The sequence below is a fragment of the Pseudomonas sp. S2_H10 genome, from assembly GCF_054668285.1.
Genome location: NZ_CP162754.1, coordinates 5,651,870 through 5,665,123 on the forward strand (window position 1 = coordinate 5,651,870; position 13,254 = coordinate 5,665,123).

The window sequence follows — 13,254 nt, forward strand, 5'->3', positions numbered from 1 at the left end:
TTTGGTCTTTCGCCCGCTCACACTGCGGGCTTTTTTTCGCCTGGAGAAAAGTGGCGACCGGGCTGGCGCCATCGCTGGCAAGCCAGCTCCCACAGTGTCCGGGTCGTACACAAAACATGTGAACACCCTTTAACCTGTGGGAGCTGGCTTGCCGGCGATGCTTTTAGCGGCTCAGCAGGGACGCTGCACCCGCCCCACTGAACAACCCCGCGCTGATCCGGTTGAACCAGCTCTGTCCCTTGCCGCTGCGCAGATACCGCGCCGCACCATGGGCGCCCAGCCCGTAGGCCAACTTGCACAGCAGGTCGAGCACGGTCCAGGTCGCAATCATCACCAGCAACTGCGGCAGGAACGCCTGTTCGGCGTTCAGGAACTGCGGCAGGAAAGCGGCGAAGAACAGAATGTCCTTCGGATTGCTCGCGCCGAGCATGAATGCACGCCCGAACAATGCGCGAAAACGCGGCACCGGCGCAGCCTGTGGCACTTCAGCGCCGTGGGAGGGCAGGCGCGATTGCTGCCAGCTCTGCCAGGCGAGGTAGAACAGGTACAAGGCACCGACGATTTTCAGGGCGCTGAACAACTGCTCCGACGCCAGCAGCAACGCACCCAGGCCCAGCGCCGAGGCGCTCAGCAGGCAGATCGAGGCAATCACGCCGCCCAGAAACGCCGGGTAGGAACGGACCAAGCCGTAATTCAGACTGTTGCTGATCATCAGCAACGACAGCGGTCCCGGGATCAGGATCACTATCAGCGCAGCGCCGCTGAACAGCAGCCAGGTTTCCAGACTCATCACTTTCCTCCATTTGCACAAAAGCCCCACCCGACGGGGTGAGGCTGTTTTCAAGCGGGTCCCGCGTAAGGTTTACAGGAAGATGAACTTGGCGATGAAGATCGCGCAGAGCACCCACAGACTCACGGAAATTTCCTTGTACTTGCCAGTGCCTGCCTTCATCGCCACGTAGGTGATGAAGCCCAGCGCGATGCCGTCGGCGACCGAGAAGGTCAACGGCATCATGATTGCGGTAACGATCGCCGGAATGCTGTCGGTGGCTTCGTCCCATTCGATGTGGGCCATGCCGCCCATCATCAGCATCGCTACATAAATCAGTGCACCCGCGGTTGCATAGGCAGGAATCATCCCAGCCAGCGGTGCGAAGAACATGGCTGCAATAAATAGCACACCTACGGTCACTGCGGTAAGACCAGTCCGACCACCCGCTGCAACACCGGCAGCACTTTCCACATAGCTGGTGACCGGTGGAACGCCGACTACCGCACCGAATACGCTGGAAGCACTGTCGGCTTTCATGGCGCGGGAGAGGTTTTCGATGCGACCGTCAGCGCCGACCAGGTTGGCGCGCTGGGCAACACCCATCAAGGTACCGGCGGTGTCGAACATGTGTACGAAGAGGAATGCCAGGACCACGCTGACCATGCTGATGTTGAACACGCCGGCGACGTTCATGGCCATCCAGGTCGGCGCCAGGCTTGGCGGGGCGGACATGATGCCCTCGTAGTGCACCAGCCCGAGGCCCCAACCGGCGAGGGTCACGGTGATGATGCTGATGAGGATCGCGCCGAACACCTTGTGGTAGCTGAGGATGGCGATCATCAGGAAGCACACGGCGGCGAGCAGCGGGCCGGGTTCGCGCAGGGAGCCGAGCTTGATCAGCGTGGCCGGGCTATCGACGACGATACCCGCGGTTTTCAGGCCGATCAGCCCCAGGAACAGACCCACGCCGGCGCCCATGGCGAAGCGCAGGCTGACCGGGATGCTGTTGAGCAGCCATTCGCGAATCCGCGAGAAGGTCAGGATCATGAACAACACACCGGAGACGAACACTGCACCGAGGGCGGTTTCCCAGTTGTAGCCCATGGTGCCGACCACGGTGTAGGTGAAGAACGCGTTCAGCCCCATGCCCGGTGCCAGGCCGACCGGCCAGTTGGCGTACAGGCCCATCAACAGGCAACCCAGGGCCGCAGCGATACAGGTGGCGACGAATGCCGCGCCATGATCGATCCCGGCGTCAGCCATGATGTTGGGGTTGACGAAGATGATGTAGGCCATCGTGATGAAGGTAGTCAGACCGGCAATCAGCTCGGTCTTCACCGTGGTGCCGTGCAAACTGAGTTTGAATAGACGTTCCAGCAAGCCATTGCGTAGTGGCGGCGAGAGATCCAGCGTCGATGCTTCGGATTTGCGGCTTTCCACAGCGAGTACTCCTCAAGAGTTTTATTTTTATTTCCAGGGCCGGATCCGAGAGGGGTGGCAGCGGCCCTTTGAGGTACTTGCGAATTTGTTGACCGTCTGGTCAGGAACTCGCACGAAGTGGATTATGCTTTTGTATACAAAGAAAGCAAATAATGTTTTTGGTTTTGTTGACGATTTTTTTGGCGAAGGGGATATATCGTCTGTTCGGACGCCATCGCGGGCAAGCCACGCTCCCACAGGTTTTGTGTCGCTCACCGACCGTGTGAATGACGAAGATCCGGTGGGAGCGTGGCTTGCCCGCGATGACTGACTTGAGGACTGGTAGATTTTTACTGACTTTTCCCCAATGCCAGATTCACCGCCAACCAGCCATTCACCGCCGTCTCCCCAGCCTCGGAAAACACCCGCTCCAGCAGTTTCACCTGCTCGCGGCGTAATGCTTGCTCAAAGCGAACGCCTTCGGCGGTCAACTCCAGCAACCGCTTGCGCTTGTCGGTCTCGGACGCAACGCTCTCGACCAGATGCATCTCCAGCAATTGGCGCAACGGCATGTTCAGCGCCTGCTTGCTCACCCCGAGCAACGCCAGCAACTCCTTGACGCTCAGGTTCGGATAGCGGGCGATGAAAAACACGATGCGCTGATGTACCCGGCTCAGGCCGCGACGTTCGAGCATTTCATCGGCCTTGGCGGTGAAAGCCTGGTAGCCGAAGAAAAACGCTTCCATCGCCTGCTGTTGGGAAAGCGGGTTTTTAAGGTCAAGCATATTGACGTATCCGTTCGGGGAGGCGTAATTTCAGTCAACAAGTTTGACTCATTTTCCTCATGTCTCGCTACCGGTGACCTCCATGGCTTTTTCCGAACGTGTCTCGCGCCTTAAAAGTTCCTTGATTCGTGAAATCCTTGCCGCCGCCCAGCGTCCGCAAGTGATGTCGTTCGCTGGGGGGCTGCCGGCGGAAGCCATGTTGCCCAAGGTCGATTGGGCCGACATGCCGGTGTCCATCGGCCAATACGGCATGAGCGAAGGCGAGCCGGCGTTGCGTGAAGTACTGGCGGCAGAAGCGCGGGCGTTGGGAGTGGCCTGTGAGGCGAGCCAGGTGTTGGTGGTCAGCGGCTCCCAGCAAACCCTCGATCTGGCGGCCAAGTTGTACATCGACAAAGGCACCGAGATTTTGCTCGAAGCCCCGACTTACCTGGCGGCGCTGCAAATTTTCCAGTTGTTTGGCGCAGACTGCATCACCGTGCCGCTGGAAGCCGATGGCCCGGATCTGGCGCAGCTGCGTGCGCGTCTGGAAAAACATCGTCCGGCGTTCATCTACCTGATCCCGACGTTCCAGAACCCATCGGCGGTGCGTTACAGCGAAGCCAAGCGCGATGCGGTGGCGGCGCTGCTCGATGAGTTCGGTGTGACCCTGATCGAAGACGAGCCTTACCGCGAACTGACCTTCGACGGCGGCAGTGCCACGCCGATTGTCAGCCGTCTGAAAAAGGCCAGCTGGATCTACACCGGCACCGTGTCGAAAACCCTGTTGCCCGGTTTGCGTGTCGGCTACCTGATCGCCAGTCCGGATCTGTTTCCCCATCTGTTGAAACTCAAGCAGTCAGCGGACTTGCACACCAATCGGGTCGGCCAGTGGCAGGCACTGCAATGGATCGGCAGTGAGAAGTATCAGCAGCATCGCAGTGAGTTGCGCGATTTCTATCGGGGACGTCGGGATGCGTTTCAGGCTGCGCTGGAAACTCACTTCTCGGATCTGGCGGACTGGAACGTGCCGCAGGGCGGGCTGTTTTTCTGGTTGAAACTCAAGCAGCCGCTGGACACCCGCACCTTGCTCAATGCGGCGTTGGCCAACGATGTGGCGTTCATGCCGGGAGAGCCGTTCTTCCCTGAGCCGGACAAGCATCACGGGTATCTGCGGCTGAACTTCAGCCACATTGATCCGGCGCGATTGGATGAAGGTTTGAAGCGATTGGCGGCGGTGGTGCGTCAGGGGCAGATTACGGTGGCGGCCTGATCGCCAGCAAGCCGGCTCCTACAGGGAAGGGCGACGGTCGCCACTTTGTAGGAGCCGGCTTGCTGGCGATGGCGTCCGCAACGCCACCGCAAAAACCTCAGGCCGCAGCGAAACGCTTGTCCAGATAATCAATGATCACCTTGGATTCATACATCCAGGTGGTCTGGCCATTCTCTTCAATGCGCAGGCACGGCACCTTGATCTTGCCGCCTTGCTCCAGCAGGGTCTGGCGATCCTGTTCGTTGTTCTTCGCATCGCGAAGGGCCACCGGTACATTCAGGCGACGCAGGGTGCGGCGGGTTTTCACGCAGAACGGGCAGGCGTGGAATTGATACAGGGTCAGGCCCTTGGCAGCGGATTCGACTTGAGCCTGAGCAGCGGCGGGGCGATTTTTCTTGCCTGGGCGAGTGATGAAGTCGATGAAGATGATCAGTTGGCCAAGGCCGACACGAAGCGCTTTTACGAACACGTTGAAAGCCTCACGGTGCGAATGAAAGGCGCGCAGCTTACCTGATTTTTTGCGGACGAAAAAAAACCGGCGATGAACGCCGGTTTTTTTATGCCGCGAATTACTTGATGAGGCTGAGGAATTCGCTGCGGGTGGCGGCGTTCTCGCGGAACTCACCGAGCATCACCGAGGTGATCATCGACGAATTCTGCTTTTCCACACCGCGCATCATCATGCACATGTGCTTGGCCTCGATCACCACGGCAACGCCCAGGGCGCCGGTGACTTGCTGGACCGCGTCGGCGATCTGGCGGCTGAGGTTTTCCTGGATCTGCAGGCGGCGGGCGTACATGTCGACGATGCGCGCCACCTTCGACAGGCCCAGGACCTTGCCGCTCGGGATGTAGGCGACGTGAGCCTTGCCGATGAACGGCAGCAGGTGGTGTTCGCACAGCGAGTACAACTCGATGTCCTTGACCAGCACCATTTCGCTGTTGTCGGAGCTGAACAGGGCACCGTTGGTGACCTCTTCCAGTGTCTGTTCATAGCCGCGGCAGAGGTACTGCATGGCTTTGGCGGCACGTTTTGGCGTGTCGAGCAGGCCTTCGCGGGAAACGTCCTCGCCGAGCTGGCCGAGGATCGCCGTGTAATTCTGTTCCAGGGACATGAAACTACCTGTGGGATTTTACGCAAAGGGCAAGGGTACGGTGACGGACACGACGCTGCAAGCATGACGCGTCAGCTTTACTCGTCGCGACCTTCCATCATGGTGCGTTTGAGCATCACATAAACCGCGCCGGCACCGCCATGTTTCGCCTGGCAGGAGGTGAAGCCGAGCACTTGTGGATGCTGGCGCAGCCAAGTGTTGACGTGGCTTTTGATCATAGGCCGCTTGCCGTCCAGGCGTACGGCCTTGCCATGGGTGACGCGCACGCAGCGGATTTCGAATCTGGTTGCTTCGGCGAGGAACGCCCACAGGGTTTCCCGGGCCTTTTCCACGTTCATGCCATGCAGGTCGAGGCTGCCTTCGAACGGAATCTGGCCGATCTTGAGCTTGCGCATCTGGCTTTCCTGCACGCCGTCACGCGCCCACATCAGCTCGTCTTCCGGGCCGACGTCGATGACGAACTGATCGGACAGCCCGTCGACGGTGGTGGCATCGGTGCGCACGGTGGCCGCCTGGCGCAGCTTGGCAATCTGCGCTCGGTCAGCCTTGGGTTTGCCGGTTTCGGCGCGATCGTGCTTGATCGGCTTGACGCCTTGGATCGCGCTTTTGAACAGGGAAAAATCGTCGTCTTGCATGTCAGCCTCCGCGAAGGGCGGCCAGTTTACCCAACTCGAGGCGAATCGGGCGCGACAAAAACGCGCGCGGCGCTTGGCTCAGTCGTGTTTTTTCATCAGGTGCGGGGACATGGCCAGTTCCCGCGACTGGCGCGAGCGGCGACGGCAACGGCGCCACAGCCACACGCCGAGGTACAGCACGAACAGGCCGATGACCAGGATCACCGCCGCACCCGTACGGCTGGTGTTCAACTCGCCCAGGGCCGGTACGTGGCCAAACAGGCTGGCGGCACCGGCCATGGCCAGCAGCACCCCGCAGGTTGCCAGCAACGCAGCGAATGCCAAGCCGAATCGAAAACGCCAGTTGCGTTGGCCTTTGGGCCGCAAGCGGCGAGCGTCAAAACCATCGGATAACTTCATTCCGACCTTCCTCAATGGGTATCGGCCCTTCGACCGGGAGTTGACCGGGATGTTCCTGAGGCTAAGACAATTACGGCTAATGAGAGGCTTTTGCGGATGAGCGGCGTTTCAGGCCGCTCATTGAGCGTCGATCAGATCAGTTCACAGGTCTGCGCCAAGGTGGCGAAATTGTCGCCCATGATCGCCATTTCGGTCTGGTGAACGTGCGCGGCGCTCAGGACGCCGCCCTTGTAGGGCAGGTCGCGGGTGGCGCAGGCGTCTTCGATAAGGGTGCAGCGGAAACCCAGGTTCTTCGCTGCGCGCACGGTGGTGCTGACGCTCGAGTGACTCATGAAGCCGCAGACGATCAGGTCAAGGGCGCCCAGGTCCTCCAGGCGCTTGGCCAGTTCGGTCCCGTGGAACGCGCTCGGCAGCAGTTTGCCGATGATGGTTTCGTCGCTCTGTGGCTCCAGGCCCGGAATGAATTCACCACCGACGCCTTGCGGGTTGAACATTCCACCGAGCGTTCCGAGGTGGCGGACATGCACGATCGGCCGGCCGGCGGCACGCGCCGCGGTGAGTAACTGCTTGATGTTCGCGACGGCCTCATCCATGCCGCTGAGGGCCAGCGGCCCGCTCAAATACTCTTTCTGGGCATCGATGATGATGAGGGTCGCATGACTCAGTTTGGCTGCCGGATAACCGCGACCGCTGAGTTGAAACATCGTTTTTGGAACGGACATTCTGGGGCTCCTTGGAGTGGGGCTTTTGCGACATTGTCCTCTGGCTGAGCGGTTCTGTGAATCGCTACGATCGTAGGTGCCGTCGTTGCTGGCCTGTAGCCTTGTCAATAGTCACGTTTTGTTCAATAGCCAGGCACAAAAACGGATAATTCCTACATTTGAACCGGTAGTTTTCCCGCGTCGTCGTGGCGCCTTTTGACTGGTAGAATCGCCAGTCGATTTTTCTGGAGTTTGCCGTCGTGATCACTTCCCGCCTTCGCACCCTGCGTGACCATATCCGTTGGGCCGTCAGCCGCTTCCATGGGGAGGATCTGTTTTTCGGCCATGGCACCGACAATGCCTGGGACGAAGCCCGGCAACTGGTGTTGGGTGCGCTGCACCTGCCGTGGGAAATCGCCGACAGCTACCTCGACTGCAATCTGGAAGAAGACGAAGTGGTTCACCTGCAGCTTTTGCTCAAGCGCCGCATCGAAGATCGGGTGCCAACCGCGTATCTGCTGGGCGAGGCCTGGTTCTGCGGCATGTCGTTCATCGTCGATGAGCGTGTGCTGGTCCCGCGCTCACCCATTGGCGAGCTGATCGAAAACCGCTTTACCCCGTGGCTGGCCAACGAGCCGGCACGGATTCTCGACCTGTGCACGGGCTCCGGCTGCATCGGCATCGCCTGCGCCTACGAGTTCCAGAATGCCGAGGTGGTGCTGGCCGACCTGTCGTTCGAAGCGCTGGAAGTGGCCAACCAGAACATCGAACGCCACGGCGTCGACGAGCGTGTCTACACCGTGCAGGGCGATGGTTTCGAGGGTTTGCCTGGCCAGCGTTTCGACCTGATCGTGTCGAACCCGCCTTACGTCGATGCCGAAGATTTTGCCGACATGCCGGACGAGTACCAGCACGAACCGGAACTGGGCCTGGCCTGTGGTGATGACGGTTTGAACCTGGTGCGGCGCATGCTCGCCGAAGCGGCGGATCATCTGACCGAGAAGGGGCTGCTGATTGTCGAAGTGGGCAACAGCCAGGTGCACGTCGAGGCGTTGTACCCGGAAGTCGACTTCGCCTGGCTGGAGTTCGAGCGTGGCGGGCATGGCGTGTTCATGCTGAGCGCGCAGCAATGCCGGGAGCATCAGGCACTGTTCGCTTCTCGCGTTTAACCCCCTCCTGTAGGAGCGAGCCTGCTCGCGATGGTCGTTAACGATGACGCGTGTTTTCTGGAAAAACGCGTCGCCCTTAAGTCCATCGCGAGCAGGCTCGCTCCTACAAGGAATGGCCGCACCGCCAACTATCGGTGTGTGGCAATCCAGATCAGCAACCCCGCCTGAAACACCGCAAACGCCACCAGACAGGTAATCGTGAAGCGCAGCCCAGCGTCTTCACGCTTGTACTTGCTGACTTTCTCTTCGTGTTTCTTCAGTTTGACTTCCTGCTCGGCCAGGTTCTGCTCGGCCTGCTGGAGCATCTGCGCCGCCTCGAGAATTTCCACGACCTGCAGTTTTTCGCTGTTCCAGTCGCCGGAAAGGTCGCCGACCTTGACCGCCTTGACGCTGCCTTTCAGATGCTGGGCATCGGCATACACCACGTCGAAACCGTGCACACGCAAAAAATGGTCGCGGCGCAGGCGGGTGTCTTCGTTCAGGGCATCCTTGTTGTTCAGGTCAAAGCCGTCGACGGTGTAGGTCGGCCAGCGCTTTTTCGCCCAGTTGATGCCCTGGGCGGCCAGGTAGCGGCCAATGCCACGGTTCAGCGGTTCAATCTGCAAGCCGCTGTCCGGGCCGAAATGCACACGCTTTTCGTCGTGATCGACCCACACGTCCAGATGATTCTGTTCCTTGCGTACTCGCTGGGCGGGCAGGGTGATGCTCATGCGCAACAGGCTGCGCGCCTTGTCGTTGCGCTCGGCATAACCGAACTCGACAAAACGCAACGGGCGCCCGCCGGTATTGCGGTCAGTCTTCAGCGGCGCCAGACGGAGCATCTTGTGGTGCTCGACGTCGACGTCCGCCCAAGGCAGCTCGACCGCTGGCGGTGCGTCTGTTTCAGCGCTGGTGTCGGGTGAAGTCTGGGTGTCAGTCATAACGGCGAGATCCTGTCCAAGCTCGACTTGTCGCCAACCAATGTGTTGGCGACAAAGTCTTATCGGCCGTTTTTTTCAAGACTGGAGAGCAAACATCGCTTAACTGGTGCGAAGTCCGTCAATAAATCCGAGGATTCGCGTACCCAGTTCCGCTGCCAGGGGCAATTGGGGGTCTTTATAGGAGGCCAGTTGGCGCTTGACGTCGTAGGGCACGATGCGCATGACGTGGTTCATGCCTTCGATCAGCGCCAGTTCGGCGTCCGGCTTGGCGGCCTTGAGCAGCCTGGCGTCATTGACGCCGACCTGGATGTCGTTGCTGCCCTGGATGATCAGCGCCGGCATCTTCAACCTGGCAAACGCTGCGGCCGGGTCCTGGCGGAACAGGGAAATCAGGTACGGCTGCACGCTCGGGCGGAAAATCACCTGCAAGGCTGGCGGCACGTTGGCGTCGGTTTTTCCAGCCTTGAGGCTGTCGAGCAACTCATTGCTGCGCAGCAGTAACGGCGGGGGCAGGCGATTGCCCAGTTGCTGGCGGATGACCTGATCGACCGGCCTCGCGCTTCCGGAGACCGAAATCACCGCGTCGGCACCGATGCCCGGCGCTGCGAGGCTGGCGATCAAGGCGCCCTCGCTGTGACCCAGCACAATCAGCTTGCCGAAGCGTGGATCGGTCTTGAGTTTCTGGCCCCAGGCCTGGGCATCGGAGACATAGGCCTCCACTGTCAGGTTGCGCTCGTCCGGGGTCGCCGCCAGGCTCGCGGCCACGCCACGCTTGTCGTAGCGCACGCTGGCGATGTTGTGTTTGGCCAGCACCCAGGCCAGGCGCTTGAGGCTGTCATTGCGCCCGCCGTCGGTGTTGTTGCCGTCGCGATCCGTAGGGCCGGAGCCGGAAAGGATCAGCACAACCGGGACCGGGTTGTCGGATTTTGGCAGTAACAGCGAGCCAAAAAGCTCGCCGGTACCCGTATCCAGCGAGATCGGACGTTGCAGGACGGTCGCCTGGGCGAAGCCGGAAATCAGGGTAAGGCTCAAGGCTAAAACTCGCAGCATCATCGCGCCATCATCAAGAAGATGCCGGTTGGACTCACGGGCACCCATAAGGTTCGAGGATGAACTACTTGGGTAGCCTGCGTATACTGGCGCGCATTACGTATTCAGGTTCATTTCACGGAGCGTCCTGCATGTCCGGCAATACCTACGGCAAGCTGTTCACTGTCACCACCGCGGGCGAAAGCCATGGTCCGGCGTTGGTCGCCATTGTCGATGGCTGCCCGCCTGGCCTGGAGATATCCCTGGAGGATCTGCAGCGTGACCTCGACCGTCGCAAGCCCGGCACCAGCCGCCACACCACCCAGCGCCAGGAAGCCGACGAAGTCGAAATCCTCTCCGGCGTGTTCGAAGGTCGCACCACTGGCTGCTCGATCGGCTTGCTGATCCGCAACACCGACCAGAAGTCCAAGGACTACTCGGCGATCAAGGACCTGTTCCGCCCGGCCCACGCCGACTACACCTACCACCACAAGTACGGTGAGCGTGACTACCGTGGCGGTGGACGCAGCTCGGCCCGCGAAACCGCGATGCGCGTCGCGGCCGGTGCGATCGCGAAAAAATACCTGGCCAGCCAGGGCATTGTCATTCGCGGCTACATGAGCCAGCTCGGGCCGATCGAAATCCCGTTCAAGACCTGGGATTCGGTGGAGCAGAACGCTTTCTTCAGCCCCGATCCGGACAAAGTGCCGGAGCTGGAAGCCTACATGGACCAGTTGCGCCGCGACCAGGATTCGGTCGGCGCAAAAATCACCGTGGTCGCCGAAGGTGTGATGCCGGGCCTGGGCGAGCCGATTTTCGACCGCCTCGACGCTGAACTGGCCCATGCGCTGATGAGCATCAACGCGGTCAAGGGCGTGGAAATCGGCGCCGGTTTCGCCAGCGTCGCCCAGCGCGGCACCGAGCACCGCGATGAAATGACTCCGCAAGGTTTTCTCAGCAACAACGCGGGCGGCATTCTCGGCGGCATCTCCTCCGGGCAGCCCATCGTTGCGCACCTGGCACTGAAGCCGACGTCGAGCATCACCACGCCGGGCCGTTCCATCGACATCCATGGCAACCCGGCGGAAGTGATCACCAAGGGCCGTCACGATCCGTGCGTCGGCATCCGCGCCACGCCGATTGCCGAGGCGATGATGGCCATCGTGCTGATGGATCACCTGCTGCGTCACCGTGGGCAGAACGCCGATGTGCGTGTGAGCACGCCGGTGCTGGGTCAACTGTAAATGGCTGACCTCATGGCCGCAGCCGTCTGATGGCGACTGCGGCGCTCCCGTACTGGCGGCTCTCCAGTTTCTATCTGTTCTATTTCGCCTTGCTCGGTTCGACGGCGCCGTTTCTGGCGCTGTATTTCCACCACCTGGGATTCAGTGCCGCGCGCATCGGCGAACTGGTGGCGATTCCGATGCTGATGCGCTGCGTGGCGCCGAACATCTGGGGCTGGCTGGGCGACTACACTGGTCGACGGCTGGCCATCGTGCGCTTGGGCGCGGTGTGCACGCTGCTGACCTTTTCGCTGATTTTCGTCAGCAAGACCTACGCTTGGCTGGCGATGGTCATGGCCTTGCACGCGTTCTTCTGGCACGCGGTGTTGCCGCAGTTCGAAGTCATTACCCTGGCGCATCTGCAGGGACAGACCTCGCGCTACAGCCAGATTCGCCTGTGGGGCTCGATTGGTTTCATCATCACCGTGGTCGCGCTGGGCCGGTTGTTCGAATGGTTGAGCCTGGACATCTACCCGATGGCGCTGGTGCTGATCCTGGCTGGCATCGTGGTCAGCAGCCTGTGGGTGCCCAACGCGCAACCGATCCAGGGTGAACGGTTGACCGGGGAGGGGTTCCTCCAGCAATTGCGCAACCCTGGTGTGTTGGCGTTTTATGCCTGCGTGGCGCTGATGCAGATGAGCCACGGGCCGTATTACACGTTTCTGACCCTGCACCTTGAGCACCTGGGTTACAGCCGTGGTGTGATCGGCATGCTCTGGGCGGTCGGTGTGGTCGCCGAAGTGTTGATGTTTTTGGCCATGAGCAGGATCCTCGCGCGTTTTTCCCTGCGCCGGGTGCTGATGGCCAGCTTTCTGCTGGCGGCGCTACGCTGGTTGCTGCTCGGGTCGTTGGCCGAATTCCTATGGATTTTGCTGTTCGCCCAGATCCTGCACGCGGCGACGTTCGGCAGCTTTCACGCCGCTGCCATTTCGTTCGTGCAACGTAGCTTCGGTGCGCGCCAGCAAGGCCAGGGTCAGGCGCTGTATGCCGCACTGGCCGGCACCGGCGGTGCGTTGGGCGCTTTGTATTCCGGCTACAGCTGGAACACCCTCGGCGCGGCATGGACCTTTAGTATTGCCAGTCTCGCAGCCGTCGCGGCTGCCGTTATCATTGCCACACGTATGCAAGAGGACAGGCCATGAGCCTTACCCGTGAACAACTCGCCCAGGAAATCATCGACGCCGGGCGTTTTCTGTACGGCCGCGGCTGGTCGCCGGCCACCAGCAGCAACTACTCGACCCGCCTGTCGCCGACCCAGGCCTTGCTGACCGTGTCCGGCAAGCACAAGGGCCAACTCGGCATCGACGATGTGCTGGCAACCGACCTGTCGGGCAACAGTCTGGAACCGGGCAAGAAACCGTCCGCCGAAACCCTGTTGCACACTCAGCTTTACAGCTGGCGACCCGAGATCGGCGCGGTGCTGCACACCCATTCGGTGAATGCCACGGTGCTGTCGCGCCTGACCCCGCAAGACTTCATCGAGTTCGAAGACTACGAACTGCAAAAAGCCTTCAGTGGCGTGACCACCCACGAATCCCGGGTGCGCGTGCCGATTTTCGACAACGACCAGGACATTGCGCGCCTGGCCGCCAAGGTGCAGCCTTGGCTGGACGCCCATCCCGATTGCGTCGGCTACCTGATCCGCGGCCACGGCCTGTACACCTGGGGCGCGCGCATGAGCGATGCCCTGCGGCAGATCGAGGCCTTTGAATTTTTGTTCGAGTGTGAGCTGAAGATGCGCTCGCTCTCTAAAGCATGAACCGTTAAGGAGTTGCCCT

15 protein-coding genes are annotated in these 13,254 nt (G+C 60.7%); 5 read left to right on the plus strand and 10 right to left on the minus strand.

Annotated elements, in window-relative coordinates:
- Positions 1-163: 163 nt before the first annotated feature.
- From AB4O16_RS25500 to AB4O16_RS25510, 3 genes are all read right to left on the minus strand, one after another.
- On the minus strand, positions 164-790 hold the full coding sequence (locus AB4O16_RS25500) for a LysE family translocator (RefSeq protein WP_160390122.1): 627 nt from the start codon (positions 788-790) through the stop codon (positions 164-166).
- A 72-nt stretch (positions 791-862) separates the two neighbouring features.
- The gene (locus tag AB4O16_RS25505; RefSeq protein ID WP_160390121.1) at positions 863-2,212 is read right to left on the minus strand and encodes an NCS2 family permease; all 1,350 of its coding nucleotides are present in this window, start codon (positions 2,210-2,212) and stop codon (positions 863-865) included.
- A gap of 329 nt (positions 2,213-2,541) precedes the next feature.
- Complete coding sequence (locus AB4O16_RS25510; RefSeq protein WP_160390120.1) at positions 2,542-2,976, minus strand: MarR family winged helix-turn-helix transcriptional regulator; 435 nt, start codon at positions 2,974-2,976, stop codon at positions 2,542-2,544.
- A gap of 82 nt (positions 2,977-3,058) precedes the next feature.
- Here AB4O16_RS25510 and AB4O16_RS25515 point away from each other — a divergent pair, with 82 nt between their 5' ends.
- Positions 3,059-4,225, plus strand: coding sequence for an aminotransferase-like domain-containing protein (locus tag AB4O16_RS25515; RefSeq protein WP_460156127.1), 1,167 nt, complete (start codon positions 3,059-3,061; stop codon positions 4,223-4,225).
- A gap of 97 nt (positions 4,226-4,322) precedes the next feature.
- Here AB4O16_RS25515 and AB4O16_RS25520 read toward each other — a convergent pair whose 3' ends face one another.
- From AB4O16_RS25520 to AB4O16_RS25540, 5 genes are all read right to left on the minus strand, one after another.
- The gene (locus AB4O16_RS25520; protein WP_160390118.1) at positions 4,323-4,694 is read right to left on the minus strand and encodes a glutathione S-transferase N-terminal domain-containing protein; all 372 of its coding nucleotides are present in this window, start codon (positions 4,692-4,694) and stop codon (positions 4,323-4,325) included.
- A gap of 100 nt (positions 4,695-4,794) precedes the next feature.
- Positions 4,795-5,340: a GTP cyclohydrolase I FolE gene (gene folE, locus AB4O16_RS25525; protein WP_003204506.1), complete on the minus strand. Its 546-nt coding sequence runs from the start codon at positions 5,338-5,340 to the stop codon at positions 4,795-4,797.
- 77 nt (positions 5,341-5,417) lie between these two features.
- Entirely contained in the window at positions 5,418-5,975 is a 558-nt protein-coding gene (locus tag AB4O16_RS25530; protein WP_150715676.1) for a Smr/MutS family protein, read from the minus strand.
- A 78-nt stretch (positions 5,976-6,053) separates the two neighbouring features.
- Positions 6,054-6,374, minus strand: coding sequence for a hypothetical protein (locus AB4O16_RS25535; RefSeq protein ID WP_150715677.1), 321 nt, complete (start codon positions 6,372-6,374; stop codon positions 6,054-6,056).
- 131 nt (positions 6,375-6,505) lie between these two features.
- Positions 6,506-7,096 (minus strand): cysteine hydrolase family protein, encoded by a 591-nt coding sequence (locus tag AB4O16_RS25540; RefSeq protein WP_160390116.1) that lies wholly within the window; start codon positions 7,094-7,096, stop codon positions 6,506-6,508.
- A gap of 239 nt (positions 7,097-7,335) precedes the next feature.
- Here AB4O16_RS25540 and prmB point away from each other — a divergent pair, with 239 nt between their 5' ends.
- A complete protein-coding gene (gene prmB / locus AB4O16_RS25545; protein ID WP_460156128.1) occupies positions 7,336-8,244 on the plus strand; it encodes a 50S ribosomal protein L3 N(5)-glutamine methyltransferase in 909 nt (302 codons plus the stop codon).
- Between the two features lie 128 nt (positions 8,245-8,372).
- On the opposite strand, the gene AB4O16_RS25550 is transcribed toward prmB, so the two are convergent.
- Both AB4O16_RS25550 and AB4O16_RS25555 read right to left on the minus strand, forming a co-directional pair.
- Entirely contained in the window at positions 8,373-9,164 is a 792-nt protein-coding gene (locus AB4O16_RS25550; protein ID WP_160390114.1) for a hypothetical protein, read from the minus strand.
- A 99-nt stretch (positions 9,165-9,263) separates the two neighbouring features.
- Entirely contained in the window at positions 9,264-10,262 is a 999-nt protein-coding gene (locus AB4O16_RS25555; protein ID WP_460156129.1) for an alpha/beta hydrolase, read from the minus strand.
- Between the two features lie 83 nt (positions 10,263-10,345).
- Between AB4O16_RS25555 and aroC the strand changes: the two genes are divergently transcribed.
- Genes aroC through AB4O16_RS25570 form a run of 3 tightly spaced genes read left to right on the plus strand, consistent with a single transcriptional unit; the run spans position 10,346 to position 13,235 of the window.
- The gene (gene aroC, locus AB4O16_RS25560) at positions 10,346-11,437 is read left to right on the plus strand and encodes a chorismate synthase (RefSeq protein ID WP_160390112.1); all 1,092 of its coding nucleotides are present in this window, start codon (positions 10,346-10,348) and stop codon (positions 11,435-11,437) included.
- A 29-nt stretch (positions 11,438-11,466) separates the two neighbouring features.
- Entirely contained in the window at positions 11,467-12,618 is a 1,152-nt protein-coding gene (locus AB4O16_RS25565; RefSeq protein ID WP_460156130.1) for an MFS transporter, read from the plus strand.
- Positions 12,615-13,235, plus strand: coding sequence for a methylthioribulose 1-phosphate dehydratase (locus AB4O16_RS25570; protein WP_460156131.1), 621 nt, complete (start codon positions 12,615-12,617; stop codon positions 13,233-13,235). Before AB4O16_RS25565 ends, AB4O16_RS25570 begins: the two co-directional genes overlap by 4 nt.
- Positions 13,236-13,254 lie beyond the last annotated feature (19 nt).